Annotated in this window: 31 protein-coding genes; 14 read left to right on the forward strand and 17 right to left on the reverse strand. The window is 62.5% G+C overall.

The window, feature by feature from the left end:
- Positions 1–60: 60 nt before the first annotated feature.
- Both NKH05_RS21515 and NKH05_RS21520 read right to left on the reverse strand, forming a co-directional pair.
- Entirely contained in the window at positions 61–543 is a 483-nt protein-coding gene (locus NKH05_RS21515; protein WP_023717473.1) for a DUF2155 domain-containing protein, read from the reverse strand.
- Positions 544–699: 156 nt separating this feature from the next.
- Positions 700–1,098 carry an NADH:ubiquinone oxidoreductase subunit NDUFA12 gene (locus NKH05_RS21520; protein ID WP_352484551.1) on the reverse strand — a complete coding sequence of 133 codons (399 nt, stop codon included), beginning with the start codon at positions 1,096–1,098 and terminating at the stop codon, positions 700–702.
- 246 nt (positions 1,099–1,344) lie between these two features.
- Here NKH05_RS21520 and NKH05_RS21525 point away from each other — a divergent pair, with 246 nt between their 5' ends.
- The 5 genes from NKH05_RS21525 (at position 1,345) to NKH05_RS21545 (ending at position 6,359) form a co-directional block, all read left to right on the forward strand.
- Complete coding sequence (locus NKH05_RS21525) at positions 1,345–2,505, forward strand: helix-turn-helix transcriptional regulator (protein WP_352844924.1); 1,161 nt, start codon at positions 1,345–1,347, stop codon at positions 2,503–2,505.
- A 207-nt stretch (positions 2,506–2,712) separates the two neighbouring features.
- Positions 2,713–4,113: an ArnT family glycosyltransferase gene (locus NKH05_RS21530; RefSeq protein ID WP_353026018.1), complete on the forward strand. Its 1,401-nt coding sequence runs from the start codon at positions 2,713–2,715 to the stop codon at positions 4,111–4,113.
- 40 nt (positions 4,114–4,153) lie between these two features.
- The gene (locus NKH05_RS21535) at positions 4,154–4,507 is read left to right on the forward strand and encodes a hypothetical protein (protein WP_352515792.1); all 354 of its coding nucleotides are present in this window, start codon (positions 4,154–4,156) and stop codon (positions 4,505–4,507) included.
- A gap of 147 nt (positions 4,508–4,654) precedes the next feature.
- Complete coding sequence (locus NKH05_RS21540) at positions 4,655–5,866, forward strand: hypothetical protein (RefSeq protein WP_352515791.1); 1,212 nt, start codon at positions 4,655–4,657, stop codon at positions 5,864–5,866.
- Between the two features lie 151 nt (positions 5,867–6,017).
- Positions 6,018–6,359 carry a hypothetical protein gene (locus NKH05_RS21545; RefSeq protein ID WP_352496719.1) on the forward strand — a complete coding sequence of 114 codons (342 nt, stop codon included), beginning with the start codon at positions 6,018–6,020 and terminating at the stop codon, positions 6,357–6,359.
- A gap of 16 nt (positions 6,360–6,375) precedes the next feature.
- Here NKH05_RS21545 and NKH05_RS21550 read toward each other — a convergent pair whose 3' ends face one another.
- From NKH05_RS21550 to NKH05_RS21565, 4 genes are all read right to left on the reverse strand, one after another.
- Complete coding sequence (locus NKH05_RS21550) at positions 6,376–6,864, reverse strand: GNAT family N-acetyltransferase (RefSeq protein WP_353026019.1); 489 nt, start codon at positions 6,862–6,864, stop codon at positions 6,376–6,378.
- A gap of 1 nt (position 6,865) precedes the next feature.
- Entirely contained in the window at positions 6,866–8,365 is a 1,500-nt protein-coding gene (gene gatB, locus NKH05_RS21555; RefSeq protein WP_352496721.1) for an Asp-tRNA(Asn)/Glu-tRNA(Gln) amidotransferase subunit GatB, read from the reverse strand.
- A gap of 190 nt (positions 8,366–8,555) precedes the next feature.
- Positions 8,556–8,987 carry a CBS domain-containing protein gene (locus NKH05_RS21560; protein WP_023717464.1) on the reverse strand — a complete coding sequence of 144 codons (432 nt, stop codon included), beginning with the start codon at positions 8,985–8,987 and terminating at the stop codon, positions 8,556–8,558.
- A gap of 100 nt (positions 8,988–9,087) precedes the next feature.
- Positions 9,088–9,858 carry a rhomboid family intramembrane serine protease gene (locus tag NKH05_RS21565; protein WP_023717463.1) on the reverse strand — a complete coding sequence of 257 codons (771 nt, stop codon included), beginning with the start codon at positions 9,856–9,858 and terminating at the stop codon, positions 9,088–9,090.
- A 393-nt stretch (positions 9,859–10,251) separates the two neighbouring features.
- On the opposite strand from NKH05_RS21565, the gene NKH05_RS21570 reads away from it, so the two are divergent.
- From NKH05_RS21570 to NKH05_RS21580, 3 genes are all read left to right on the forward strand, one after another.
- Positions 10,252–10,890: a PAS domain-containing protein gene (locus tag NKH05_RS21570; protein ID WP_352496722.1), complete on the forward strand. Its 639-nt coding sequence runs from the start codon at positions 10,252–10,254 to the stop codon at positions 10,888–10,890.
- Positions 10,891–11,006: 116 nt separating this feature from the next.
- On the forward strand, positions 11,007–11,624 hold the full coding sequence (locus NKH05_RS21575; protein ID WP_352484542.1) for a PilZ domain-containing protein: 618 nt from the start codon (positions 11,007–11,009) through the stop codon (positions 11,622–11,624).
- Positions 11,625–11,846: 222 nt separating this feature from the next.
- Positions 11,847–12,452 (forward strand): transglutaminase-like cysteine peptidase, encoded by a 606-nt coding sequence (locus tag NKH05_RS21580; RefSeq protein ID WP_352484541.1) that lies wholly within the window; start codon positions 11,847–11,849, stop codon positions 12,450–12,452.
- 130 nt (positions 12,453–12,582) lie between these two features.
- On the opposite strand, the gene NKH05_RS21585 is transcribed toward NKH05_RS21580, so the two are convergent.
- On the reverse strand, positions 12,583–13,110 hold the full coding sequence (locus NKH05_RS21585; RefSeq protein ID WP_353026021.1) for a gamma carbonic anhydrase family protein: 528 nt from the start codon (positions 13,108–13,110) through the stop codon (positions 12,583–12,585).
- 18 nt (positions 13,111–13,128) lie between these two features.
- On the reverse strand, positions 13,129–13,473 hold the full coding sequence (locus NKH05_RS21590; protein ID WP_352481124.1) for a DUF6949 family protein: 345 nt from the start codon (positions 13,471–13,473) through the stop codon (positions 13,129–13,131).
- Between the two features lie 117 nt (positions 13,474–13,590).
- Here NKH05_RS21590 and NKH05_RS21595 point away from each other — a divergent pair, with 117 nt between their 5' ends.
- Together NKH05_RS21595 and NKH05_RS21600 are read left to right on the forward strand one after the other, a co-directional pair.
- Positions 13,591–14,322, forward strand: a complete 732-nt coding sequence (locus NKH05_RS21595) for a hypothetical protein (protein ID WP_353026022.1) — start codon at positions 13,591–13,593, stop codon at positions 14,320–14,322.
- Positions 14,323–14,558: 236 nt separating this feature from the next.
- Entirely contained in the window at positions 14,559–14,846 is a 288-nt protein-coding gene (locus NKH05_RS21600) for a GIY-YIG nuclease family protein (protein WP_352481307.1), read from the forward strand.
- 223 nt (positions 14,847–15,069) lie between these two features.
- Here the strand turns inward: NKH05_RS21600 and NKH05_RS21605 are convergent, their stop codons facing one another.
- The gene (locus NKH05_RS21605; protein ID WP_023674799.1) at positions 15,070–15,273 is read right to left on the reverse strand and encodes a DUF3126 family protein; all 204 of its coding nucleotides are present in this window, start codon (positions 15,271–15,273) and stop codon (positions 15,070–15,072) included.
- A 212-nt stretch (positions 15,274–15,485) separates the two neighbouring features.
- Entirely contained in the window at positions 15,486–16,334 is an 849-nt protein-coding gene (gene cysE, locus NKH05_RS21610; protein ID WP_023717455.1) for a serine O-acetyltransferase, read from the reverse strand.
- 161 nt (positions 16,335–16,495) lie between these two features.
- On the opposite strand from cysE, the gene NKH05_RS21615 reads away from it, so the two are divergent.
- Entirely contained in the window at positions 16,496–17,116 is a 621-nt protein-coding gene (locus NKH05_RS21615) for an HD domain-containing protein (RefSeq protein WP_353026023.1), read from the forward strand.
- Here the strand turns inward: NKH05_RS21615 and NKH05_RS21620 are convergent.
- The 5 genes from NKH05_RS21620 to NKH05_RS21640 all read right to left on the reverse strand — a co-directional run bounded on the left by NKH05_RS21620 (position 17,113) and on the right by NKH05_RS21640 (position 20,145).
- Positions 17,113–17,604, reverse strand: a complete 492-nt coding sequence (locus tag NKH05_RS21620; protein WP_352817535.1) for a GNAT family N-acetyltransferase — start codon at positions 17,602–17,604, stop codon at positions 17,113–17,115. The two genes, NKH05_RS21615 and NKH05_RS21620, sit on opposite strands and share 4 nt — an antisense overlap.
- Positions 17,605–17,671: 67 nt before the next feature.
- Positions 17,672–18,013 carry a hypothetical protein gene (locus tag NKH05_RS21625; protein ID WP_353026025.1) on the reverse strand — a complete coding sequence of 114 codons (342 nt, stop codon included), beginning with the start codon at positions 18,011–18,013 and terminating at the stop codon, positions 17,672–17,674.
- A gap of 164 nt (positions 18,014–18,177) precedes the next feature.
- Positions 18,178–18,945 carry an alpha/beta fold hydrolase gene (locus NKH05_RS21630; protein WP_353026026.1) on the reverse strand — a complete coding sequence of 256 codons (768 nt, stop codon included), beginning with the start codon at positions 18,943–18,945 and terminating at the stop codon, positions 18,178–18,180.
- A 20-nt stretch (positions 18,946–18,965) separates the two neighbouring features.
- A complete protein-coding gene (locus tag NKH05_RS21635; protein ID WP_353026028.1) occupies positions 18,966–19,529 on the reverse strand; it encodes a DUF192 domain-containing protein in 564 nt (187 codons plus the stop codon).
- Between the two features lie 19 nt (positions 19,530–19,548).
- On the reverse strand, positions 19,549–20,145 hold the full coding sequence (locus NKH05_RS21640; RefSeq protein ID WP_036244259.1) for a cold-shock protein: 597 nt from the start codon (positions 20,143–20,145) through the stop codon (positions 19,549–19,551).
- A gap of 216 nt (positions 20,146–20,361) precedes the next feature.
- On the opposite strand from NKH05_RS21640, the gene gloA reads away from it, so the two are divergent.
- Positions 20,362–20,802 carry a lactoylglutathione lyase gene (gene gloA, locus NKH05_RS21645; RefSeq protein WP_352481131.1) on the forward strand — a complete coding sequence of 147 codons (441 nt, stop codon included), beginning with the start codon at positions 20,362–20,364 and terminating at the stop codon, positions 20,800–20,802.
- Between the two features lie 77 nt (positions 20,803–20,879).
- Positions 20,880–21,173, forward strand: a complete 294-nt coding sequence (locus NKH05_RS21650) for a DUF2218 domain-containing protein (RefSeq protein ID WP_352481132.1) — start codon at positions 20,880–20,882, stop codon at positions 21,171–21,173.
- An 8-nt stretch (positions 21,174–21,181) separates the two neighbouring features.
- Here NKH05_RS21650 and NKH05_RS21655 read toward each other — a convergent pair whose 3' ends face one another.
- Positions 21,182–21,754, reverse strand: a complete 573-nt coding sequence (locus tag NKH05_RS21655) for a DUF1697 domain-containing protein (protein ID WP_352641165.1) — start codon at positions 21,752–21,754, stop codon at positions 21,182–21,184.
- Positions 21,751–23,007, reverse strand: a complete 1,257-nt coding sequence (ilvA, locus tag NKH05_RS21660) for a threonine ammonia-lyase IlvA (RefSeq protein ID WP_352999725.1) — start codon at positions 23,005–23,007, stop codon at positions 21,751–21,753. Before ilvA ends, NKH05_RS21655 begins: the two co-directional genes overlap by 4 nt.
- A gap of 126 nt (positions 23,008–23,133) precedes the next feature.
- On the opposite strand from ilvA, the gene NKH05_RS21665 reads away from it, so the two are divergent.
- On the forward strand, positions 23,134–24,543 hold the full coding sequence (locus tag NKH05_RS21665; RefSeq protein WP_352481134.1) for a hypothetical protein: 1,410 nt from the start codon (positions 23,134–23,136) through the stop codon (positions 24,541–24,543).
- Positions 24,544–24,628 lie beyond the last annotated feature (85 nt).

Here is a 24,628-nt window from a genome sequence, read left to right on the forward strand (position 1 = left end):
CCCAACGCTCGGACAACAAGGCGGTTCCGCAAGACGCCGTATCCGCCGCGCTGACAGGTTCTAGTTGGTTTTGGGGGCAGCGGGTGCCGGCACGTCGGACTTCTGCTTGCAGCCCTTCAGCCAGATATCATAGACGGCGTGCTCGACGGCGTTGATCCCGGGGCTTTCGGCAAACATCCAGCCGGTGAAGATACGGCGGATTTTCCGGTCGAGCGTGATCTCGTCGACCTCGACGAACGAATCCGTCTTCGGCTCTTCGTTTTCCGGCCGCGAATAGCAGATGCGCGGCGTCACCTGCAAAGCGCCGAATTGCACCGTCTCGTCGATATAGACGTCGAAGGTGATGATCCGGCCGGTGATCTTGTCGATGCCGGCGAATTCAGCGACGGGATTGGTGATGCGCTCGGATACTGCGGGTGCTGCGGGTGCCACCGACGCGTCCGGCGCAGGCGGCGCCAACTCCTGCGCAGCAGCAAGCGCCACCATAGAAGCGAGAACGACCGCGGTTGATCCGCCCGTCAAAATTCGGCTGAACATGCTCATGCAAGGTCCGGTGGTTTGCGCCCGGGTGATTCTCTTAACGCCAAGGCTAGTTGCTGCTGTCGGATCAGCAAACAGCTAAACAGCAATTGTGGCGACAAAGGACCGCGCCCGTGGGGACGGTGCCTGTGGGAACCGCGCGCGTGTCGCGGCGATCGATCACGAACCGGGCGTCCAGGCGTCGTAGTCGCCCGTCACCTGCGGACGATGCTGGTTGGTCAGCACCGAGCCCTTCGGGCGATAGGCTGCGGGGCTGCCGGTGAGGTTCGGCACATGCGGCTTTTGCCAGTCGCGGGGCTTGTAGTCTTCCGTTGGCGGCGCAACGTCGACACGGTGATGGATCCAGCCATGCCAGCCGGGCGGAATCGCCGAGGCTTCCGAATAGTCGCGGTAGATGACCCAGCGGCGGGTGCGGCCTTCCGAATCGACGCCGCCCTCGTAGTAGACGTTGCCGACCTCGTCCTGCCCGACCATCTTGCCGTGCCGCCAGGTGTGGAAGCGCGTTCCCAGCGTCTGGCTGTTCCACCAGGTGAAAAACTGCAGAAGGAAAGTTTTCATCCAAATCCTCGTGGCAAGTCCTTGTAGCAAGTCCTCGCGGCGCCTGTTCCTGCTTATGGCGTCACGGCATTGCGAAGGCAAGGGTCTTGCCGCAACCGACGAGCAAATGGCTGGCGGGCAAACTATACGTTCATGCGATCCTCGCGTCCGCGCGAAGCAGATGAAATGGGTTGTTGGCAACCTTACGCAGCGTTATTCTAGGAATTGATGCTTCGTCGCCTCAAGGGCGGCAAATGAGAGGGGCTCATGTCATCGCTGGCGGGCACGGCCGGTCGCGCATTGCCGCAGGTCGTTGAGGCGATCTACGATTCGATTGCCGACGTCGGCCGCTGGCAAGCGACACTCGAGGCCATCTGCAGCCTGGCGGAAGGCCAGCTTGCCATGCTCGCCGTCATCGACACGATCAGCAGTTCCGCGCGGTTTTCGGTGTCTTGCGGCGATCCCGCAGTTCTTGAGCCGTTGAAGCATGACTACGGCTCGCAAGTGCCGTTCTATGCGGCGGTTCCCAAGATGGAGATCGACGTGCCGTTCACTGTCGATTCGATCTACGCCCTGCAAGGTCCGGATACGCGACAGAGATGGCTCGAAAGCCGCATCGTGCGCGAATGGGTGCAACCCAACCGGCTGGACGATTTCTTCTGGGTGGCGTTGATGAAGCGGCCGACCCGGATCGGCACGCTGATGGTGGTTACCGACAAGGACAGGCGCCAGATTTCCAGCGAGGACCTCGAGCTTGTCTGCCTGCTGGCGCCGCATGTGCGGCGCGCGGTGACCATCGGCGACCTGTTCGAGGCGGAGCGGCGCAAGGCCGAAATCTTCCGTTCCATCATCGAAAGCCTTGACCATCCCGTGCTGATCGTCGCCGAAGACATGACCATCATCTTCGCCAACCCGACAGCCGAAGCGCTGCTCGCCGAAAACATCTCGGTCGCTTGCGTGCGCGGACAGCTTTCCTTCACCTATGCCAACGCCAATGCCGCGATCGGCCGTGCCGTCCAGCTCGGCACGCGCGACGAATTCGCGCTCGGACCTTGCGGCATCAACATTCCGCTGGCCAAGACGGCCGTTCCGGCGGTGGCCCATGTCATGCCGCTGGCGCGGCGTGAAATCTCGGCGCGTATCTCGCAGCGCGCCGCCGCGGCTATCTTCATCGCCGCGGCCGGTTCGGCACCAATCCCGGCGCTGGACGCCATTGCGGCGCTGTTCGGACTGACCGCGGCAGAAAGGCGCGTCGCCGGTCACGTTGCCGCCGGCCTGACGCGAAAGGAAATCGCCGCGGCCGGCGGCGTCTCGGATGGCACCGTCAAGTCGCAGCTGGCGACGATCTTCGACAAGACCGGTACCGGCGATCAGCGCGAGCTCGAACTCTTGATGCGCGAATTGTCGCCGCCGTTGCGCTCCAGTTGATTTGCGTAGATCCCCCGGACCGGCGGTGGTCCAAAAGGCTCGGCCGGTAAGTTTTCCAAGCCTTTGAGAACATCGTCCGCAAAATCTGCAAAACGAAACCGGCATCGTTGCAATTCGGCCAAAATCATGGTGCGGTCGTTCGCGGTCCAGAAACGCGGCACTATGCTCGGCTGGAAAGAAAATGGTTTCTGGCGCGGATCTCGATCTTTGATACCGACATCTACCGAGCGGCTGCTCCCCTACCTCTTCCTGCTTGGGCTGATCGTCATCGCGGTCGCTTTCCGGCCACTGCTGCCCGTCGACGAAACGCGATATCTCAGCGTCACCTGGGAAATGTATCTGAGCGGACAGATCTTCGTCCCGACGATGAATTTCGCGCCCTATCTGCAGAAGCCGCCGCTGCTGTTTTGGCTTATCGACCTTGTCTGGAGCATTTTCGGCGCCAGCCGGCCGGCGGCGATGCTGGTCATCTTCGCCGCCTCCTCGCTCGTCATCTGGTTGACGACGGCTTTGGCAAGGACCCTGTTTCCCGGCCGCGACGACATCGCACGGCGCGTCCCCTGGCTGGTCGTCGGAAGCAGCGTGTTCGTCATCTATTCGACGCTGATCCTGTTCGACCTGTTGCTGACAGTCTTTGTGCTCGCCGCGCTGTTGTCGTTGATTGCCTTTGCCCGGAGCGGCGACCGCTGGCAGGCCGTTCTGGCCGGGTTGTTCATCGGCATGGGCGTGCTGACGAAAGGCCCGGTGGTGCTCATCCATATCGGCGCGCCCATCCTGTTCTACCCGTTCTGGCGCGACCGGCGAGCGGGACTGGCGACACCGAACTTCCTCGCTGGAGTGGGCCTGGCAGTGCTCGCCGCGCTAATTCCGGTGGCGATCTGGCTGGTGCCGGCGACCATCCTGACAAAGGGCAGTTTCGTCTACGATCTGGTCTGGAACCAATCGGCGGGGCGCGTCACCGGCAATTTGCGCAATTCGCACGGCCGGCCGTTCTATTTCTATCTGCTGCTGCTGCCGGTCATGTTCATACCGTGGATTTTTATACCTGAGGTATGGCGATTGAAGCTGCGCACGCGGATACGCAGCCTGATCGAGACGAAGTCGCCCGATCTGCGCGCCTTGCGCCTGCTGTCGTTCTCGTTCGTTGCCGTGTTGCTGGCATTCAGCGCGATATCCGGCAAGCAGCCCCACTATGTCGTGCCGATGTTGCCGTTCGTGACCATCCTATTCGGGTATTTCATGGCGGAGATCCCGCTCGCCAGGCTGAAAAGCTCGGCCGTCGTCATGCTTGTCATTTTCGGCATCGGCCACGCGGTGGCATCGGCAACCGCGTTCAAACGCTATGACCTGACGCCGCTCGCCAACTTCGTCGACGAGCGAAAGGATGCGGACTGGGCCGTGGCTTTCGACTATCAAGGCGAAGTCGGCTTCCTGGCCCGGTTGCAAAAGCCATTCGAAACCACCGACAAACCGGAAGAATGGCTTGGCTCGCATCCCAGCGGCTATGTCATCGACAAGGTTTCCAAGGATCCCGGCACCGCAGGGCAAATCGCGTTCCGGCTTCGCGTCGAACGCGGCTATCTCGTCGTGCTGAAGGGACAGCATTGACGATCGTTACCGGTTTGCCAATTCATCTCCCGCACGGGAGATGAAGGCGTTGCTGCTCCGTGGTTCCATCGCTCGATTGAACCGGGAGGTATTCATGCGCAAGCTCATCTCGACGACGCTTTTTGTCTTATCGCTCGCTGTGGCCGGCGTTGCTGCCGATCCGGCATGGAGCTTCAAATGTCAGTCCGGTACGATCGGGCAAGGCAGTTGCTCCTGCTCCGGGACCGCCGACTGCACCGACATGCGGCATTCGAAAATGTGCAAGGGCGACCTGAATTGCGGTTCGGGCAAATGCTCGTGCACGGCCGCGTTGGTAGTCGACCCAGGTCCGAAAACCCCCAAGCCCAAGGTCGTCGCGCCGAAGGCGACGACCAAAGGCGTCGTGAAGCAGTAGCCATCCAAGCCGAAAGGACGGCGGCCCGACGTCGCTAGGCCCGCCCGATGTTTTCGCGGTTCATCCCCCGTGCGGGCGATGAACCGCCAGCGGACAAATGCTGCTGTCTAGCCGGAGGGTGGTTTCCAACGACAGAGCGAGGATACCATGTTGAAAACCTGCACGATGCTGTTCTTCGGTCTGATGGCGGCCACCGCGGCCGCCCAGCCGCCGCCTTCGGGGCCGCCGGTTGCCAGTGCGGCACTTGCCCCATGCAACCCCACACAATCGAACAGGCCCTGCAAAGCCGAACTCGGCGTGTTCCTGATCACCAACACCGTCCGCAACCTGGCGCAGGCCAAGGTCGACGCCACCAACGCACAGCTAGCCGCCCAGGGACGATCATCGCGCGCATCGATCGAATCGCTGAAGCAATGGCGGCCGTCGCGCTTTGCGACGCAGATGCTGAACCAGCCGAACAGCTGGTTTGTCAAAGTTCCCTATATCCTCACCATCAAGGTCTCGATCCCGCTGACGTCCGACCGTCACATCGGCATTCCCATAGACGTCAACGTCTTCTGCAGCCGCTGGCAGACCGATTCCAGCCAGGTCATCATCCGCTCGCAACCCGGCCCGGCGAGCTTCGAAGGCGGCAACATCCTCGAAGATGTTTTCAACATCGGCAACTACATCGATGCCCAGGTACGCAGCTCGTTTTCGGCACCCCTGCCGGTGACGACGCCGGTTCCGAATTCGAAATGCTCGGCAATCGACGGGTCCGATGCCGGCACGCAAGCCACCGGCGACGATCTCATCTTCTGGACGGTGCCGCGACGCAACCTGATTGTGACGGACGCCATAGCCAAGCCGACGGTTGAAGTGACCTTCGACAGCCTCACGCGTCTGGCGGCCCGCGACTTCCACAACAATGTGGTCTATGCGGAATCCGAGGCCATTAACCTCAATGTCTACGCCAATGAGGACGGCCTTCAGAAGGCGCTGACGATGCGCGAAGGCGACGTGGCTGCGCTGAACCTTCCCGCACTCAGGCTCGACGCGCGAAAATACGATTCGCTGGTCGTCATCGGCAATGTCGACCAGCCGCCGAACGATCCCAGAGACAGCGCCTTCGCGGTAGCGGCCAAGAGTGCGGGATTCGGTGCCGGTTCCAAGATCATGCAGATCCCGAAGTGGTATTCGAGGCCTCCGGACCAGTTCAATCACAAGCCTACATGGATCAGAGTTCCGGGCTACGAGCTGCACTATACGGTGCGCTATCTCAACAGCGGCGGGCTGGCCGTCGACGGTGGAGCCAGTGCGGTCCGGCCACCAAAAGTCGCCGTTCCGATAAAGACGCTCATCAAGCCGAAAATGCCCTGACGCGGTCGCTCGCGGATGACGGCTGCGGTTCGGACCGCTGCCCCCATCCCCCGCGCGGCAGATGCGGCAGCGCCGGCTTCATGGCCTGATCCTGCGGGAACAAACGCGCCGCTTCGCCACGAGCGAGCGGCGCCATCGATGGAGACAAACGATGCTGCACCTTCCCCACACCATGCCCGCCGCCCGGATCATTGCGGCAATCTCACTGCTTGCTTTCCCGAACTTCCTGCCGCCGGTCACGAGCCCGGCGAACGCGCTGCCGGTCAGCCAATCCTGCCGGATCACCACCTACTACAAGACGGCGGCGAAGGCGACGGAGGTTGGCGTGCGCTCGACGTGCCAGGGCGTCAAAAAATGGGGCGTCACCTCGAAATATTACGAGGTCGAAAAAATCGAAGCCGCTACGCCGCCGCACACGTCGGGCGGCGGCGGCAGCCTGCCGTGCGAGTTTCTCGCCGCCGGCTGCTCCAACCTGCCTGTGAAACGCAACTGAGCGTCAGGCGAACGAGCTAGCCGATCGCCTTCTCCAAAACCAGCGCCGGCAACCCTGTGGCGCCGCCGCAATCGGCCGTGTCGCTGGCGGGCAAGAACCCTCTCGAGCGGTAGAAGGCGATGGCCGGGGCATTTGCTTCCTCGACCTCGACGCGTAGCGTTCGGGCCTCCGGAAAGCTGGCCTCAATCTCGTCCAGCAGCGCCTGGCCGATGCCTTGCCTCTGCCAGGCCGGATGCACGTAAAGCTGGTTCAGCATGACGATCCTGGCATCCGTGGTGGCGGCGGCGAAAGCCATGCCGCCGATGCTTTTGCCGTCGTCGGCGACTAGGAACTCCGAGTTCGGCCGCGTCAGCCGTGCTTTGAGCGCGGCGATCGAATGCCATTCATCGGTGATTTCGGTAACCCGCGCCGCGCCGTAGATGGCGTCATAGGTGGCATGCCATGTCTCGATCAGCAATGCGCGCACCGCCGCCAGATCGCGCTCGCCGGCGGTGCGGACGAACATCCTACTCGATCCCGAGCTTGGCCTTGACCAGCTCGTTGACCGCCTGCGGATTGGCCTTGCCGCCGGTCGCCTTCATCACCTGGCCGACGAACCAGCCGGCCATGGTCGGCTTGGCACGCGCCTGCTCGACCTTGTCCGGGTTGGCCGCGATCACCTCGTCCACCGCCCTTTCGATGGCGCCGGTGTCGGTGACCTGCTTCATGCCACGGCTTTCGACCAGCTGACGCGGATCGCCGCCCTCGTTCCAGACGATTTCGAACAGATCCTTGGCGATCTTGCCGGAGATGGTGCCTTCCTTGATCAGGTCGATGACGGCACCAAGCTGGTCGGGCGAAACAGGAGCGTTTTCAATATCCTTGCCGGCCTTGTTCAAGGCCCCCAGGAGGTCGTTGATGACCCAGTTGGCGGCGAGCTTGCCGTCGCGCCCGGCCGCCACCTTCTCGAAATAATCGGCGACCGCCTTTTCCGATACCAGGATCGAGGCATCGTAGGTCGACAGGCCAAGCGAAGCGATCAGCCGAGCCTTCTTGGCGTCGGGAAGTTCCGGCAGGTCCTTTGCCAACTCGTCGACATAGGCCTGGTCGAATTCCAGCGGCAGAAGATCGGGATCCGGGAAATAGCGGTAGTCATGCGCTTCTTCCTTGGAGCGCATCGAGCGCGTCTCACCCTTGTTGGGGTCGAACAGCCGCGTTTCCTGCTCGATCCTGCCGCCGTCCTCGAGGATGGCAATCTGGCGGCGCGCCTCATAGTCGATGGCCTGGCCGATGAAGCGGATCGAGTTGACGTTCTTGATCTCGCAGCGCGTGCCGAATTCGCCGCCGGGCCGGCGCACCGAGACGTTGACGTCGGCCCGCAACGAGCCTTCGTCCATATTGCCGTCGCACGTGCCGAGATAGCGCACGATGGTGCGCAGCTTGGTGACATACGCCTTGGCTTCATCGGCGGAGCGCATATCCGGCTTGGAGACGATCTCCATCAGCGCCACGCCGGAGCGGTTGAGATCGACATAGGACATTGTCGCATGCTGGTCGTGCATCGACTTGCCGGCATCCTGCTCCAGGTGCAGGCGCTCGATGCCGATCTCGATGTCCTCGAATTCGCCCTGCCGGTCCGGGCCGACCGAGACGATCACCTTGCCCTCGCCGACGATCGGCTGCTTGAACTGCGAGATCTGGTAGCCCTGCGGCAGATCGGGATAGAAATAGTTTTTCCTGTCGAAGACCGATTTGTGGTTGATCTCAGCCTTCAGGCCCAACCCGGTACGGATCGCCTGCTTGACGCATTCCTCGTTGATGACCGGCAGCATGCCGGGCATCGCCGCGTCGACCAGGCTGACATTGGCATTGGGCGCGGCGCCGAAAATGGTCGACGCGCCGGAAAACAGCTTTGCCTGCGAGGTCACCTGCGCATGGACCTCGAGGCCGATGATGATCTCCCAGTCGCCGGTGGCGCCGGGAACCAGGCGCTTGGCGTCGGGCGTGCGGGTATCGATGAGGGTCATAGTGGCCTGCATAGTGGAATTGCGGATATGCGAGAACGCATATTTTGATGTGCAACTTCGCTAGTGCAAACCGCCAAGAGAGACAAGCGCAAAGCCGCGGGCGCCGACGCGGCACAGGCCCGCACCTGCCGCGATGGACTGCTATAGCAGCTTGAAAAAATTCAATGGCCGGCAACCCGGCCGCCCTCACCTATGCCGTGGCGATATAGGCCCTGATTTCCTCGGCCTCGCGCTCGACATCCTCGATGCGCCGCTTGACCACGTCGCCGATCGACACGATGCCGTCGAGCAGCCCGTTCTTTTCCACCGGCAGATGGCGGAAGCGGCCCTTGGTCATGATCTCCATGACCTCGTTGACGGTGTGGTTCTCATTGCAGATCTTCACCTTGGGCGTCATCGCCGAGCGGATGGCAAGGTCGAGCGCCGCCGCCCCCTCCTTGGCGAGAACCCGCACCACATCGCGCTCGGAAAGAATGCCGACGATCTTGTGATCGCCGTTGGTGATGACCAGCGCGCCGATCCTGTGTTCGGAAAGCATGCGGATGGCTTCGCTGAGCTTTTCGTTCGGCCCGAGCGTCACCACGTCGTGGCCTTTTGCCTCGAGAATTGCCTTAACAGTCATGGCGTCCTCCTCTGCATTTCCTGCCGGCTCCTGCCTTGGCCGGCTTTCCCTAGTATGAACATGGTGCGCCGCGATCGGTTTCATTTCAAGTGCGGAGGTCTCAGGTGTCCGGCTCGTCCGCCTGTTGCAGCGCCTGCTCTCGCCGATCAAAGAACCGCAGGCCGAAGAAGCCGGCAAGAAAGCCGCCAATATGGGCTTCCCAGGCGATCTGGCCGTCAATGCCGGGCGCCAGGCCGAAGAGGCCGGTCGCCAGGTTGATCACCATCCACATGGCGAGAAAGGTGACGACGCCGCGCGAGCGCAGCACCGCCGCCATCGGCAAAGGCTGGCCGGCGAAGGCGGCCTTGCCCGACGAGCGGTCGATGCGGAAGCCATAGCGCGCCGCCGCACCCATCATGCCGGAAATCGCGCCGGAGGCGCCGACCAGCGGCGCTTCGCCAAGCGGATGCATGGCCCAGAACAGCGCCACCGCCGCCAGTCCGGTCGCGGCGAAGAACAGGCTGAAGCGCAACGCGCCGAAGCGGTTGGCCAGCGGTGAGCCGAAGGCCGCGAGCCACACCATGTTGATGGCAAGATGGGCAAAACCGCCATGCAGAAAGGCATAGGTAAAAGGGCTTGAAAACGCGAAGAAATCCAGGTCGAAGCGGCCGGAATAGCGGATCGGCACAAAGGCTGCCCGGACAAGCAGTTCGAAGTCCTGGTCGTCGGTCAGCCAATAGACCCGGATCAGATGGACGGCGACGCAGATGCCGATCACCGCCAGCACCACGGGCGGCAGGTTGAACACCGGTTCACGGCGTTGCTCCGGTTCGCGGGCGGCAGGCCCACTCTCGCCCTGCTCGATCTCCGGTGGGCTTTCTGGGTCGCTCATATGGCTTGCACTCAGTCGCTGGATTGGACTTCGCGAGCATGTAGATCACGGCCAACCGAATCACAAACGGCGAATCAGCAGCTCCGAATCAAAAAAGGAAGCCGTCCAAGGTTTCCCTTGAACGGCTGGTCGAGCCCCCTTGCTCCCCCTGAACTCTTGACTGAAGTGCTGCCGATCGTCGCAAAACGACCGCTTCTGGAGTGGTTTTGGTGTGCCACAGGCCTGGCCAGCGCGCAACGTAAACCAGTTGTTAACCTTAACCGCCCCGACCCGTGAACAAGTATTAACGATGCTGGCACGCATCCTGCTCCGCAACGCATGTAGGTCTTCGGAGGGCGCCCTTCTGTTCACCGATGGGACATCAGAAGACAGAATGCGCGGAGCAGCATTAGCATGAACCAGACCGGATCGATCACGCTGTTCCATTATTGGAACCGATTGCGTGACGGACGCCCTGCCCCGAAACGCTCGGAAGTCGAACCGGCCGACATCAAGTCGCTGCTGGCCGACACGTTCATCCTGGAAAAGGACACGCGCGGCGAAGCAGTGTTCCGGCTCGCCGGCACCAGGCTCTGCGCGGCCTATGGCCGCGAACTCAAGGGGTTTTCATTCCCTTCGCTGTGGCGCGAGAAGGACCAGCGGCTGATTTCGAAGCTGACCGATGGCGTCTTCGACCTGAAATCGGTGGTGCTCATCACCTATGAGGGTTTCAGCCGCAACGGCCGTTCCAACAGGTTCGAGCTGCTCGCACTGCCGCTCGACGGCGGTGTCGAGAGTCCGCGTTGCCTCGGTGTGATAAGCGCCGTTGAAAAGCCCTTCTGGCTGGGTGCCGACCCGGTTCTCGACGCGTTGATCGATTCGATCCGTGTCGTCGATCCCGACAAGGAGCCGATGTTCCTGAAGAACCGGCCGGCGATAGAGGTTCCCTCGCTCGCCCCATCGGAATTCGACCCGCCCGAGACGATTTCGGCGCTCGGCCAGGCCCGCCGCATCCGTCACCTGGTCGTCTTCGACGGCGGACGCGAGGAATGATGCCCAAAGCTTAAAGCAACAGCGCCGGGCTTTCCCCTTTGTTAACCTGCTTTGTTGTAGTTTTCCGCTGAAATTCCCCGCATCCATGCGCGGAATGCCGAAGGGGTATGGCAGTCATGAGGTCAGCGGCGGTCGACCATGCGCCGTCCCAAGCTGAAAGGCGTAACTTTCAGCGCGTCCGCGTGAAGATTTACGGACGCTTCATGCTGGAAGACCGCACCGAACATCCCTGCCAGGTGGTCGACATGTCGCCCGGCAACGTTTCACTGCGCACCGAGCGTGCCGGCCTGCCGGGTGAAAAGGTCATTGCCTATATCGATCACATCGGCCGAATCGAGGGCGTCATCACCCGCACTTTGCAGGATGGCTTTGCGATGACCGTCATCGCGTCGGACCGCAAGAGGGACAAGCTCGCCGCGCAACTGACCTGGCTTGCCAACAAGCACGAGCTCGACCTGCCGGAAGACCGCCGCCATGAACGCGTGGCACCGCGCAACCCGACGAGCGTGCTGCAACTTGCTGACGGACGGCAGTACCAGTGCCGCATCATCGATCTGTCGCTGTCGGGCGCCGCGATCGAGATCGACGTCAAGCCGGCCATCGGCGTCCAGGTAACGCTGGGCACCATGCGCGGCCAGGTGGTGCGCCATTTCGAAGATGGCGTCGCCATCGAGTTCGCCGTCATCCAGCGGCCGGAAACGCTCGACACCGAATTCAGCTCGCCGCGCGGCTGACGCGAAAGTTTTAGCACCATCGCGAAGGATCGCCATCCTAGCTGTTCGAACGGTGCGACGAAGCATGGGAATGCACCCGGCTAGAATCCTTAAATAATTCTATACTCAATTGCATCCAATTTTATGTTTATTCTACTGGCGTTTTACTTAATGTCTACTTCGCGCTTTTGCGTCAAATAAATCCAGCCGTGTCATTGTCTCCTCAAACGGGGAGACTGAATAATGAAAAAGACGAGGGGCAAGCTGTTGCTGGCGGCAATAGCGATGCAGCTTTTCGGCTGGGGGACTGCAAACGCGGCGGAGCCGGCCTTCATGCACACCGGCGGTCGCACCACGCAGCCGGTCGGTCACTACGAATTGTGCCAGCAGCTTCCGCAGGAATGCAATCAGAGGACGCCGAACCGGGCACCGGTCGAGCTCACCCGCAAGCTGTGGGCAACGATCGTCAAGATCAACAATTCGGTCAACAGCAAAGTGGCGCCGCGCACCGACATGGAAATGTGGGGCAAGGAAGAAGTCTGGTCGTTTCCCAAAGGCTTCGGCGACTGCGAGGACTATGCGCTGGAAAAGCGCCGCGAACTGATGAGCATGGGCGTGCCGGCCGGCGATCTGCTGATGACGGTGGTGCGCCAGCGCAACGGCGACGGCCATGCGGTGCTGACCGTGCGCACCAGCCTTGGAGAGTTCATCCTCGACAATCTCCAGCCCAAGGTGCTGTCCTGGACCAAGACCAGTTACACCTACCTGAAGCGCCAGTCCGACCGCAATTCCGGCGCCTGGGTAACGATCAACGACGGCCGCTCCGACGCGGTCGCCAGCGTCCGCTGAGGACGCGACGGAAAACCCGGTCGAGTCCCCACCCTCCCCGTCCCCAACGACCGGGTTTAGGAGCCGGCCCCGTCCCCGGGCCGGCTCCACCATTTCTGGGCTTGCGATAGGCGGCCTTCACTGCCTGGCGCTAGACCTTCTTCAGCCCCGCCCTGAACCGCCTCCCATTGGCGACATAATGCGCGGCCGAGGCGCGTAGCCTCGCGATTGCTGTCTCGTCGAGCGTCCTGACGACGCGCGCGGGCGAGCCGACGATCAGCGAATTGTCGGGGAATTGCTTGCCTTCGGTGACCAGTGCACCAGCCCCGACCAGCGAGTTGTTACCGATCTTCGCGCCGTTCAGCACGATGGCGCCCATGCCGATCAGGCTGTTGTCGCCCATCGTGCAGCCATGCAGCAAGGCACGGTGGCCGATCGTGCAGCCTTGGCCGACGGTTAGCGGAAAGCCGGCGTCGGTGTGCATGATGGTATGCTCCTGCACGTTGGTGTCGGCGCCGATGACGATCGGCTCGTCATCCCCCCGGGCGCCGACGCCGAACCAGAAGCCGGCGTTGCGGCCGATCCTGATATTGCCGATCAGCGTGGCGTCGGGCGCGATCCAGTTGCTGTCGGCGTCCTCGAAGGTGGGCGCTTTTCCGTCAATCGCGTAGATCGGCATCGCTCTCTCCTGATTGTCTCACACCGACAAGGTGCCAGACCCTAGAAGCGAAGCCGCCCACGACGCAATGGCGATCACCACCATGCCCAGCGCCAGCGCCCAGACGGTCGCCGTACAGCCGCAGGAGATCAGCCCCAGCACCGAGATGCGACGCTCGCGCCAGGCGTCCAGCGCCTCGTTGACGAACATCAGCGGCCCGGCGCAAGCCGTCGCGGCGAGCGAGCGCAGCATGTGCTTCGACGATACATAGGGCTGGACGAAGGCAAGCTTGCGGCCGGCGACCAGTTCCATCGCCGATCCGGCCAGGCCGCAAGCCGTCAGCCCAGCCATAAAACTGAATATGATTTGTTCGACCGGGCTCATCTTTACCCTCCGTTTACCATGAAATCGCACAGTCGCCTGCAAAGCTGCGTAGCAAGAGCCGTGCCGCGCCGAGATGTGCCGTTCAGGCACACCGATGGGACGGCAACGAGGATCGCGATGAAGCAGGCAGCCGCCACAGAGGGCCCGCAACTCAGCGTCGTCGATTCGACGCTGATGAAGCGGGTGTTTTATGCGTTCGCGACGCTGGCGCTGCTTTCGGTGGCGATCAGCCTTGGCGGCGAATGGTTCGGCCGCTCGATCGCCATGGCCGGGTACACCGACGACACCACGGTCCACAAGGTCGTCATCGGCAACAACATCATCGCCGTGCCGGCCAATGTCATCCGCTTTGCCCAGGCCCGGCGCGACGGTATCGCCTCGCGGCTCGACCTCTATCTGCGCTATCCCGAGATGGACGGCTACAGCGAGGTTGCCCGCAACGACTTCAACCACACCGGAGCCAGCAAGGACATCGTTTTCCTGTCGTTCGAGCCGCAGATGATGTCGCGCGACATGAGCGGCCGCTTCGCGCCGATCTACAGCGCGCTGATCGCCCAGCCCGGCACGCCCGGCCCTGGCGGGACGCTGCTTTACGCCTTCAGTGAAAAATCAGGCTATCTCAACGAAGTGGTGGCGGTCGCCAACCGCCCCGGCAAGGATCCGTTCGTTGCCCGCTGCCTGAGCGGGCCGAGCGCCGACGAATCGCTGGCGCCCTGCGAACGCGACATCCTGGTCGGCGACAATCTCAGCCTTACCTACCGCTTCCCCCGGGAATTCCTGGGCGACTGGCAGGCGCTCGACGCAGCGATTTCTGGCGAGGCAACGCGTGTGCTGAAGGCAGGGCGATAGGGCTTGATCCTTTGACCGACCCTGAAGGGCTGAGGGCTGGAGCCCCGGCCAATCGGGCTACCAATCTCCAGGGTTTGCGATTGGCTGTGGGCCCACCACGCCTTCGTCATCCTAGGGCGGAGCAGGAGCGAAGCGACGTCGCGGAGACCCTAGGATCCATGCCGTTACGCCAGTCGAAGAATGCAGCGGCTCAGAACGGTGCTTGCATCCGCAACAATGCCTACTACCCTTCAGCCATGACGGGCTATGCCTACATGACTGCAAGCCAGAAGCGCGGCACGATCTACATCGGTGTCACCAACGACCTCGGCCGCCGCATGCCGGAGCACAAATCTGGCGAAGGCTCGCGCTTCACCAGCCGCTACGGCGTACAGCGTCTGGTCTGGTACGAGGAACATTTCGACATTCGCGACGCCATCCAGCGCGAGAAGTCGCTGAAGCGCTGGCCACGCCGGTGGAAGATCGAGCTGATCGAGAAGACCAATCCAGAGTGGTTCGAACTGTTTCGCGGGACTGGTTGGTAGAGGACGCCCAGCCGGTGCCAAGAAGCATTCGATTCTGGTCAGAGTGGAGCACTGCCGCGAGGTAACGGCATGGATCCCAGGGTCTGCGCCGCGTCGCTTCGCTCCTTGCTCCGCCCTGGGATGACGAAGGGAGGGATGCTCCAGCCAGTCTCCGACGTCTGCGCTCCGCCATCAGGCGGTCCCGCCTGCAACAAGCAGGTCCGGCCAGCACCAAACTCGCGGCTCAGGCCAGATCGATGTCGAGGATCGCCATCGAGAAATTATAGTCGCCGTCGTCCTCGTCCTTGAAGACGATGCCGAGGAACTCGTCGCCGACATAGACCTCGGCCGAATCTTCCTTGCGCGGCCGCGCCTTCACTTCGAGTTTGGGGTTCTGGAAGGTGCGCTTGAAATAGGCGTCCAGCTTTCTGATTTCGTCCGGCTTCAACAGTCTTCTCCGATCGTCGCTTGCTCAAGTGCGTCGCGTCTGAAGAGATCGATGCGACGCGCTTTAAATCTTGCTTCATGCATGTCGCTATCCCAAAACCGCTGGGCACTTTTGGGCGACATGCATTGGTGAGCGCGCTTCTGGCACGTCGACAATGGCCATGTAAAGGCAAGCCGGCATAGGGGGCAGGAATTCAGCCCCTGCCCGAGCACTCAGATGTCGAAGCTGACGACGTGGTCCATCGTCTGCGACGGCAACAGCTGGTCCATCTGCCGCGAAGGCTGGTCACAGCCGGTCTCGCCGACGACGCGGGCCGGCACGCCGGCAACCGTCTTGTTGTGCGGCACCGGCGACAGCACCACCGAGCCGGCCGCGATCTTCGAGCAATGGCCGATCTCGATGTTGCCGAGGATCTTGGCGCCGGCGCCGATCAGCACGCCGTAGCGGATCTTGGGATGGCGGTCGCCACCGGCCTTGCCGGTGCCGCCCAGCGTGACGCCGTGCAGGATCGACACGTCGTCCTCGATCACCGCTGTCTGGCCGACGACGAGGCCGGTGGCGTGGTCGAGGAAGATGCCCTTGCCGATGCGGGCGGCCGGATTGATGTCGGTCTGGAACACCGAGGACGATCGGCTCTGCAAATACAGCGCGAAATCCTGGCGGCCCTGGTTCCACAGCCAATGCGCCAGCCGGTGCGTCTGGATGGCATGAAAACCCTTGAAGTAGAGCACCGGCATGATGAAGCGGTCGCAGGCCGGATCGCGGTCGTAATAGGCCTGGATGTCGACGCGCACCGTCGTCGACCAGTCCTTGTCGTCGGCCGCCATCGCCTTGAATGTCTGGCGGATGAGGTCGGAGCCGATGTCCTGGTGGGCGAGGCGCTCGGCCAGCCGGTGGATAACCGCTTCTTCCAGGTTTTCCTGATTGAGGATGGTCGAATAGAGGAACGCCGCCAGCAGCGGATCGCGGTTGACCGCTTCCATTGCTTCATCGCGGATCGAACGCCAGATCGGATCTACCGGCTGCACCCTGGTGGGACGGGAAATCGTAACGCTGTTCATCTGATGTCTCCGGCCATCCAATGTCTCAGGCCATCCAATGTCTCGGCTTGGCGGCTTGCCTATTCTCCGGCCGCACCTATAAGCCAGATCATAGCACGGGTGAACTCAATTTTCCTTAGTGCTTCGTCAAATGGATTTGGTTGGCGGAATTTCAAGCAGCCATGGAAAACGCAACCTTGATGGACGAGACGCTGAAGCGCGAGCTTTCCGCGCTGTATGACGCCGCGGATCGCCACTACCACGACCTTGGCCACATCGAGGCGATGCTGGCGCTAGCCAACGATTACAAGGCATTGCTGCATGATCCTGAAGCAGTCGAAGCGGCGATCTGGTTCCACGACGCGATCTACGACAGCCGCGCCAAGGACAATGAGCCGAGGAGTGCGGCACTTGCCGAGACAAAGCTCGCCGGCCGCGCCGATGCACAACGCATCAGTCGCATCGCAGCGATGATCACTGCCACCGCCAGCCACGAATTGCCGCCCCTTGGCGACCAGCATTCCGTTCGTGACGCGGCGCTGTTCCTCGACATGGACCTGGCGATCCTGGGTGCCGCGCCTGACGTGTTCGACGCTTACGAACAGGCGGTTCGCCGCGAATATCAGTGGGTCGATGAGCCGATGTGGCGGGCCGGCCGTGCCGCTGTCCTAAAGGGCTTCCTCGCGCGTCCGCATATCTTCCATAGCGAGGAATTCCGCCGGCGCTTCGAAACCCAGGCCCGGCAAAACATGGCGCGCTCGGTCAGGGCGCTTGGCGATAACCTCAGCCCAGACAAATCCTAATCCGGAAACGTCTCCATGCGCTGCGCATAGGCCTTGAAACCGGCTCGCCCGTAGACAGATCGCGCGCCCGGATGATCGTGGGTATCGGTGTGCAGCCAAACCCTTTCGGGTTCATGCGACCAGACGGCGCGCAGCGCCCGGTCGAGCAGGTACGGCCCAAGCTTGCGGCCCTGAAGAGCCGGAACGACCCCGAAATGGGCCAATTCGACAACCGGCTGGCCGACGCCCGTGAATTCGCACAGGCCGGCGGCTTCGCCATCGACATAGATATGCGTCGATGGACTGGCGAGAAGGCGCTCGAGGTCGCCCAAGGGCATGCGCAGCCGCTGATCCCATTGTACAGGCTCGCCAACAGCGCGGTACAGGCTGATGTAATCAGCGACGCCAAGCGTTTCGCGCACCACCGCCGCGCCCGGTTCGGGAGCGGCAAAGCCGCCGCCGAACGGCGGCCCGGTCATCTCCAGATAGGTGACGAGAAGATCGACCATGGCAACTCGCGCAGATTTGAAGCTGAGGGGTCGCGTCGGTCGCTTGCCTGCCGGAGGTTTGCCGAGATCAGGTGAATGCGCCAAAAGTCGATGCCATTGCCCACAGCATGAACACCCCGGCCGCAAGCGACGCGCCATTGACGACGATGCCGGCCAGGCCGAGCACACGATTGTCGTCTGGGCGACCCACGGCCATCAAGCCGAAGACCACGCCGATAAGATGTGCCAAAGGGCCGGCCAGAAAAAATACCGCAGCGAAGAAGCCCGTCGCACTGTTCTGGAGCAGTGGGGAGGCGTCGCTCGGCATTGCTATCAACGCGGTGATCGCAATCGCCCCTGTCGCCAATGCGGCCAGCGCTAGAACAACGGACCATTCGCCGAACCTGCTTTTCGCAACGACGCCCGGCAAAGCGGCGTCGCTTCTTCCCCATTGTGCCATCGTACCCCCCTGCCCTCGTTCAGCGCGTGGCGGGTTTGAACCGATCCACACGTCGCGCTTATTTACTGCTGTATCGTTGCAAAACCGCTAAGAACCCAGCTTCAGGCCCGATGGCCGCTTTTGGGAGCCATCCATCAAAGCGGATGCTCTGCATAAAACTCCAGCACACGCTGCTTGAAGGTCTTGTCTCCGACCGCCAGCATGTGATCGCGGCCTTCGATATGAAATGCCCTGGCGTTCGGCATCAAGGCAGCGAGTTCATCCGGCGAGCCGCCGATGTCGTCCTTGGTTCCCACCGCGATCAAGGTCGGCTGGGCAATGCGGGCAATGTCGGCCTCGCTCAGCAATTCGCGCGAGGTGGCGATGCAGGCGGCGAGCGCCCGGCGATCGCTGCGGGTCTGGTCGGCGAAGGCGCGGAACGAGCGGCCGCGCGGATCGCTGGCGCCTGCCGGATCTTCGGCCAGCAGCGCGGCGGCTATCGGATCCCAGTCGCCAACGCCGTCGACCATGCCGATGCCGAGACCGCCGAAGACCAGCGTCGCCACCTTGTCCGGCTCGGAGAGCGCCAGGAAGGCCGATATGCGCGCGCCCATCGAATAACCCATGACATGGGCGCGTTCGATGCCGAGATGGTTCAAAAGCGCTGCCGCGTCGGACGCCATTTTTGCCGGCGTATAGTCCGCTTCGTCATAGCTTTTTGACGACGAGCCATGGCCGCGATTGTCGAAGGCGATGGCACGGTAGCCGGCGTCGTTCAGCGTCTTGAACCAGCCGGGCGACATCCAGTTGACGTAATGGCTCGAGGCAAAGCCGTGGATCATCAGCACCGGATCGCCCTGCCCCGATGCCGGCTGGCGGTCAAGGAAAGCAAGCTCGAAACCGTCATGGGAGAAGAACTGCATCGGCCGAAGATCCTGCCCGTTCAGTCGGAATCGACATTCGGCGCATCGCCCTTGTCGGGCGGCGGCATGGCCGGCCCCGGCGCCGCGCCGATGGCCGGATGGCGCAGCAGGTCGCCGTCCTTGATGCCCTTTTTGGCGGCGGTTCCTGCCTTGAGCTCGAGCACGAAGCGCACCGGTTCGTCCGGCGAAATGATCGCCTCCGACTGCGGCTCGCCTTGCTTGATCGCCCGGATCCGGCCGTCCTGGCCGACGAAGATCAGGTCGAGCCGCAGCGGCGTGTTCTTCATCCAGAAACTCACATCCTGCGGCGCACCGAAGACGAACAGCATGCCGTGATTGTCGGCCATGTGGCGGCGGAACATCAGGCCGGCCTCGCGCTCGGCGGGCGTGTCAGCGATTTCGACGGAGAAAGAACGCTCGCCCGCCTTCGTCACCGCGACTAGCGGCGCCGGGTCGACGGGAAGGATCATCGCCTTGCCGTCGGCCAAACTCGATTGCTGAAAATAGAAGAAGGCGCTTGTGGCGACGATGAGGAAAATCCCGGCGTAGAGCGCGCCCGCCGTCAGCCGGTTCCTGTGAGCCATATGAAATCCTCGGCCGGAACTAATGCGAGACCGGCAAGGTACCCATATCGGGGTGAATTTCGGCAGCCATAAGGCCTTTGTCGCCGCGTCCGAAGCGGACCAGCACCACCTGGCCCGGACGGAGTTCGGTGATGCCGTAGCGGCGCAGCGTCTCCATGTGGACGAAAATGTCCTCGGTGCCCTCGCCCCGGGTCAGAAAGCCGAACCCCTTGGTGCGGTTGAACCATTTCACCAGCGCCCGTTCGAGGCCGCTTTCCGGCGTCACTGCGACATGGGTGCGCTGCTCCTGCAGCTCTGCCGGATGCACCGCTGTGGTGACATCCATCGAGAGCACGCGGAAAGCCTGCAGCCCGCGCTCGCCCTGCTTGACCAGGCAGACGACACGGGCGCCTTCCAGGGCGGTCTGAAAACCGTCCTTTCGAAGGCACGTCACATGGAGGAGGATGTCGCCCGAAGAACCATCATCGGGAAGGATGAAACCGTAGCCCTTGGCCACGTCGAACCATTTGATGGCGCCGGCGATTTCGACGAGATCGGCCGTATCGGCGCTCTCATCCCGCTTCAACGCATCGTTACCGGCCCCGTCCCGCCCCATGAAAGAGGCCTTTTCCCCCATAAGAACGCCCCCTTTTTTCAAGAAACACCGCAACTGATTCTTGACACCAGATTAACACCGCGGCTTCCGGTGTGTGCAAGACCTGACGTGCCTTTTTTCACGGTTCCGTACAGGAATAGCGGATTTGTCGTTTGCCGGCGCCGGCAAGCGTGGCCAATTGCCCTTTGGCCGGGCCGCCCGTATGTTGCGCCGCAACGCAACATACGGAGGAAATCCATGCGCTATCTGCATACCATGGTCCGCGTCGCCGACATCGATGCTTCGCTCGATTTCTACTGCAACAAGCTTGGCCTGAAGGAAGTGCGCCGCCACGAAAGCGAGCAGGGCCGCTACACGCTGATCTTCCTCGCCGCGCCCCAAGACGAGCAAAGCGGCATCAGCGAGAAAGCGCCGCTGGTCGAGCTGACCTACAATTGGGATCCGGAAGACTACAAGGGCGGCCGCAATTTCGGCCATCTCGCCTATGAGGTCGACGACATCTACGCCACCTGCCAGCGGCTGATGGACAATGGCGTCACCATCAACCGGCCGCCGCGCGACGGCAACATGGCGTTCGTCAAATCGCCGGACGGCATCTCGATCGAGCTGTTGCAGAAAGGCCCGGCAAAGCCGAAGGCCGAGCCCTGGGCGTCGATGCCGAACACCGGAAGCTGGTAACCGATCACGCCATCTTGAGCGGACGTCGCCTGGCCCTGGTTCGGTTTCGCGTCCGCATTCCCAAGGAGAATTCATTCATGCCGACCAGCCATGTCGACGTCGCCACCGAACATGCCAGCCGCTATCTGCAGCAGCTGTGCAAACATTGGGCGCACAAATTCCCGGTCGAATTCGACCCGAACCACGGCAGCATCGATCTGACGCTCGGCCGCACTATTCTCGATGCCGACCCGACGGCGCTGCATATTGCGGTGACGACCGACGAGGCCGCCTCGCTCGAGCGCCTGGAAACGGTCGTCGCCGACCACATCAAGCGCTTCGCCTTCCGCGAAGAGCTGGCATTCGACTGGAAACGCGCTCCGGCCGCGTAGACGACCTATCAACCGCCGGCCTTGGCCATCTCCAGCAGCATCAGCACGGTGCGCCAATTGCGCGCCGTGCCGGGCACCTTCAGAACGCGCGGGATGAGATTGGCAAAGACCGATTTGCCGAGCCCGTCGGGCGCATGCAGGTAAAGCACGTCGCCCTTGATCTCGAAGCGTTCGGGCCCAGTGCATTTTTCCGCCAGCCGGGCGAACTCGTCGGCGGTCGGCTGGCGCTCCAGCGCATAGGCGTGCAGCTTGGTCGGCTCGCCCGCGACTTCCGGATAGGGATTTTCCGCCGCCAGCCGCTCGAGCCAGCCGAGATCGCGCACCATGATGCGCGAGTGGAATCTCCATTTCTTTTCGAATTCCGCTTCCAACCGCCTGGTCAGCATCGCCGCATCGCCATCTGGCGACCGGAAGACGGCGTTGCCGCTCTGCACATAGGTGGCGATATCTGAGAAACCGAGCTCCTCGAAGAATGACCTGAGTTCTGCCATTTTGACGATGCGATTGCCGCCGACGTTGATGCCGGAAAACAGCGCGACAAAAACCTTTCCCTGAGTGCTCGGAAGATCGTTGCCGCTCATATGATGAACCCGGCGAGCGTCTCGTTGTCGGTAATGTCCTGATAGTGGACGCTCTCGGCGTCGAAATTCGCCTTGAGCAGGTCGAAATTGCGGCGGTCCTTGGTTTCGATGCCGATCAGCACCGAACCGAAATTGCGCGCCGATTTCTTCAGATATTCGAAGCGGGCGATGTCGTCGTCGGGGCCAAGCAATTCGAGGAAATCGCGCAACGCGCCGGGCCGCTGCGGAAAACGGATGATGAAGTATTTCTTCAAGCCCTCGAAGCGCAGCGCCCGTTCCTTCACATCCGGCAGCCGCTCGAAATCGAAATTGCCGCCGGACACGACGGCAACGATGGTCTTGCCCCTGATTTCCTTTTTGGGAAAATCTTTCAGCGCGTCGATCGCCAGCGCGCCGGCCGGCTCCAGCACGACGCCTTCGACATTGAGCATTTCGATCATGGTCGCGCAGAGCCGATTTTCCGGAATCAGCCGCACTGCGTCGGCGGCAAACTCCCTGAGGTGGCGCAGCGGCTCGCGGCCGATCTCGGCCACCGCCGCGCCGTCGACGAAATTGTCGACCTTGGCGAGCTTGACCCGCTTTCCGGCGGCGAGGCTCTCGCTCAGGCTCGGGGCGCCAGCCGGCTCGCAAAAGACGAAGCGTGTTTCACGCTGCTGGTCGGCGAAATAATGGGTGACGCCGGCGGCCAGGCCACCGCCGCCGACGGGCAGCATGACGATATCAGCCATGCGTGCGCCGGGCATCTGGCCTGATATCTCATAGGCGACGGTCGCTTGCCCTTCGATGATGTCCTTGTGGTCGAAAGGCGGCACCATGTGGGCGCTGGCAGTTTCGGTGAATTCGAGTGCGGCGCGATAGCAGTCGTCGAAGAAATCGCCGACCAGCCTGATCTCGACGAATTCGCCGCCGAACAGCCGCGTCTTGTCGATCTTCTGCTGCGGCGTCGTCACCGGCATGAAGACGACGCCCTTTTTGCCGAAATGACGGCAGACGAAGGCAAAGCCCTGCGCATGATTGCCGGCCGAAGCGCAGACAAACAGCTCGGCATTGTTGCCGGCGGCGAGCGACTTGCGGAAGAAGTTGAAGGCGCCGCGGATCTTGTAGGAGCGCACCGGCGTCAGGTCCTCGCGCTTCAGCAGCACCCGCGCGCCGGTCTTCTTCGACAGGTAGTCGTTTTCCTGCAGCGGCGTTTCCGGAAAGATCTCGCGGATCGCGGCAGCGGCGGCAGCGACGCGAGAGGAGAAACTGGTCATGGCAAGAGCACCCCACAGGCTAGCCGAATTCGGTCCCGCTATTGCATATCCGGCCTCGCGAAGCCATTGTCCGGCCACCCGAAAGGGTGTTCCCAAAACCTCGTTGGCCGTTAGGAGCGTCTGTTCATGCCTGTCGCATCGGTGGCCCGGAAAACCGTGTCGCTGCCGGAGTTCGGCGAGCCGACGGTGATGCCGCTGGTTACGCGCGCCACCTATGAGGCCCGCATCGCGGCACTGGTCGCGCGCGGCGGGTTCGATGCATTGGTCGTCTATGGCGACCGCGAACATGCGGCCAATGTCGCCTATCTCTGCGGCTACGATCCGCGCTTCGAGGAGACGCTGCTGGTCATCGTTCCCGGCAAGTCGCCGAAACTGCTGGTCGGCAATGAGGGCTGGGGCTATGCCGAAATCTGCGACGGGCCGTACGAGCGCGTGCTCTACCAGACGTTTTCGCTGCCGGCGCAGCCGCGCGACCGCTCGCAAGCGCTGGCCGACATCCTCGTCGATTGCGGCCTGAAGGCCGGCCAGCGCATCGGCGCCATCGGCTGGAAGCCGTTCGGCCCCGGCGATGCCGGTTTTGGCGAAACGACGCTCGACCTGCCGTCCTTCATCGCCGACACCTTGCGCAGCCTTGCCGGCGACAAGAATGCCGTAACGGGGGGCGTGATCGTCAACGCGGCGAACCTTTTGATGAACCCTGCCGACGGCCTGCGCGCCATCAACGAGGCCGACCAGCTGGCCGCATTCGAATTCGCCGCGACCTATTCCTCGCAAGGCCTGCGCAATGTCCTGCAAGGCATCGAACCCGGCATGACCGAATTGCAGGCGGCGCGGCTGATGGGCATCAACGGCCTGCCGCAATGCTGTCATCCGATGCTGTCGGCCGGCAGGCGTGCGGCCTATGGCCTGCCGAGCCCGCGTCTTGACGTCATCGAGCGCGGCGACCCCATCACCATGGCCTACGGCATCCAGGGCTCGCTCAACGCCCGCGCCGGTTTTCTGGTCGAGGACGCGGCCGAGCTTCCAAGGGGCATCCAGGACTATGTCGAGAAGCTGGTCGCGCCCTATTTCTGTGCCGTCGTCGACTGGTACGAGACGGTCGGCATCGGCGTTCCCGGCGGCGCGTTGTGGCAAGCGGTGCACGACCGCATCGGCGCTCCGTTCTTTGGCGTGTCCCTCAATCCCGGCCATCTCATCCATATCGACGAATGGATGCATTCGCCGGTATTTTCCGGCTCCGACATCAGATTGAAGTCGGGCATGGCCTTGCAGGTCGACATCATCCCGGCGACCGGCACCGATTATTTCACCACCAACATCGAGGACGGCATCGCGCTGGCTGACGAGGCGCTGCGCGAAGAGATCGCCGCGCGCTATCCCGAAGCCTGGCACCGCATCGAGGCGCGCCGCGCCTTCATGACCGACGTGCTCGGCATAAGGCTGAAGCCGGAAGTGCTGCCCTTTTCCAACATTCCGGCCTTCCTGCCGCCGTTCTGGCTTTCGCGCAACAGTGCGATGGCAGTCGAGCGGCGCTGAGCGCATTTCGGCGCCTGCGACTTACTTCCGCCGCACTTCGGCTGTCCGGGAGATGCGGCGGAGGTGGATGGGCCTTTGGTTAGGC

The sequence above is a fragment of the Mesorhizobium sp. M1399 genome, from assembly GCF_040317735.1.
Taxonomy (GTDB): Bacteria; Pseudomonadota; Alphaproteobacteria; order Rhizobiales; family Rhizobiaceae; genus Mesorhizobium.

Coding starts and splice junctions, on each gene's coding strand:
- NKH05_RS21515 (WP_023717473.1), bottom strand. CDS start 543: ATGAGCATGTTCAGCCGAATTTTGACGGGCGGATCAACCGCGGTCGTT.
- NKH05_RS21520 (WP_352484551.1), bottom strand. CDS start 1,098: ATGAAAACTTTCCTTCTGCAGTTTTTCACCTGGTGGAACAGCCAGACG.
- NKH05_RS21525 (WP_352844924.1), top strand. CDS start 1,345: ATGTCATCGCTGGCGGGCACGGCCGGTCGCGCATTGCCGCAGGTCGTT.
- NKH05_RS21535 (WP_352515792.1), top strand. CDS start 4,154: ATGAAGGCGTTGCTGCTCCGTGGTTCCATCGCTCGATTGAACCGGGAG.
- NKH05_RS21540 (WP_352515791.1), top strand. CDS start 4,655: ATGTTGAAAACCTGCACGATGCTGTTCTTCGGTCTGATGGCGGCCACC.
- NKH05_RS21545 (WP_352496719.1), top strand. CDS start 6,018: ATGCTGCACCTTCCCCACACCATGCCCGCCGCCCGGATCATTGCGGCA.
- NKH05_RS21550 (WP_353026019.1), bottom strand. CDS start 6,864: ATGTTCGTCCGCACCGCCGGCGAGCGCGATCTGGCGGCGGTGCGCGCA.
- gatB (WP_352496721.1), bottom strand. CDS start 8,365: ATGACCCTCATCGATACCCGCACGCCCGACGCCAAGCGCCTGGTTCCC.
- NKH05_RS21560 (WP_023717464.1), bottom strand. CDS start 8,987: ATGACTGTTAAGGCAATTCTCGAGGCAAAAGGCCACGACGTGGTGACG.
- NKH05_RS21565 (WP_023717463.1), bottom strand. CDS start 9,858: ATGAGCGACCCAGAAAGCCCACCGGAGATCGAGCAGGGCGAGAGTGGG.
- NKH05_RS21570 (WP_352496722.1), top strand. CDS start 10,252: ATGAACCAGACCGGATCGATCACGCTGTTCCATTATTGGAACCGATTG.
- NKH05_RS21575 (WP_352484542.1), top strand. CDS start 11,007: ATGAGGTCAGCGGCGGTCGACCATGCGCCGTCCCAAGCTGAAAGGCGT.
- NKH05_RS21580 (WP_352484541.1), top strand. CDS start 11,847: ATGAAAAAGACGAGGGGCAAGCTGTTGCTGGCGGCAATAGCGATGCAG.
- NKH05_RS21585 (WP_353026021.1), bottom strand. CDS start 13,110: ATGCCGATCTACGCGATTGACGGAAAAGCGCCCACCTTCGAGGACGCC.
- NKH05_RS21590 (WP_352481124.1), bottom strand. CDS start 13,473: ATGAGCCCGGTCGAACAAATCATATTCAGTTTTATGGCTGGGCTGACG.
- NKH05_RS21595 (WP_353026022.1), top strand. CDS start 13,591: ATGAAGCAGGCAGCCGCCACAGAGGGCCCGCAACTCAGCGTCGTCGAT.
- NKH05_RS21600 (WP_352481307.1), top strand. CDS start 14,559: ATGACGGGCTATGCCTACATGACTGCAAGCCAGAAGCGCGGCACGATC.
- cysE (WP_023717455.1), bottom strand. CDS start 16,334: ATGAACAGCGTTACGATTTCCCGTCCCACCAGGGTGCAGCCGGTAGAT.
- NKH05_RS21615 (WP_353026023.1), top strand. CDS start 16,496: ATGGAAAACGCAACCTTGATGGACGAGACGCTGAAGCGCGAGCTTTCC.
- NKH05_RS21620 (WP_352817535.1), bottom strand. CDS start 17,604: ATGGTCGATCTTCTCGTCACCTATCTGGAGATGACCGGGCCGCCGTTC.
- NKH05_RS21630 (WP_353026026.1), bottom strand. CDS start 18,945: ATGCAGTTCTTCTCCCATGACGGTTTCGAGCTTGCTTTCCTTGACCGC.
- NKH05_RS21635 (WP_353026028.1), bottom strand. CDS start 19,529: ATGGCTCACAGGAACCGGCTGACGGCGGGCGCGCTCTACGCCGGGATT.
- NKH05_RS21640 (WP_036244259.1), bottom strand. CDS start 20,145: ATGGGGGAAAAGGCCTCTTTCATGGGGCGGGACGGGGCCGGTAACGAT.
- gloA (WP_352481131.1), top strand. CDS start 20,362: ATGCGCTATCTGCATACCATGGTCCGCGTCGCCGACATCGATGCTTCG.
- NKH05_RS21650 (WP_352481132.1), top strand. CDS start 20,880: ATGCCGACCAGCCATGTCGACGTCGCCACCGAACATGCCAGCCGCTAT.
- NKH05_RS21655 (WP_352641165.1), bottom strand. CDS start 21,754: ATGAGCGGCAACGATCTTCCGAGCACTCAGGGAAAGGTTTTTGTCGCG.
- ilvA (WP_352999725.1), bottom strand. CDS start 23,007: ATGACCAGTTTCTCCTCTCGCGTCGCTGCCGCCGCTGCCGCGATCCGC.
- NKH05_RS21665 (WP_352481134.1), top strand. CDS start 23,134: ATGCCTGTCGCATCGGTGGCCCGGAAAACCGTGTCGCTGCCGGAGTTC.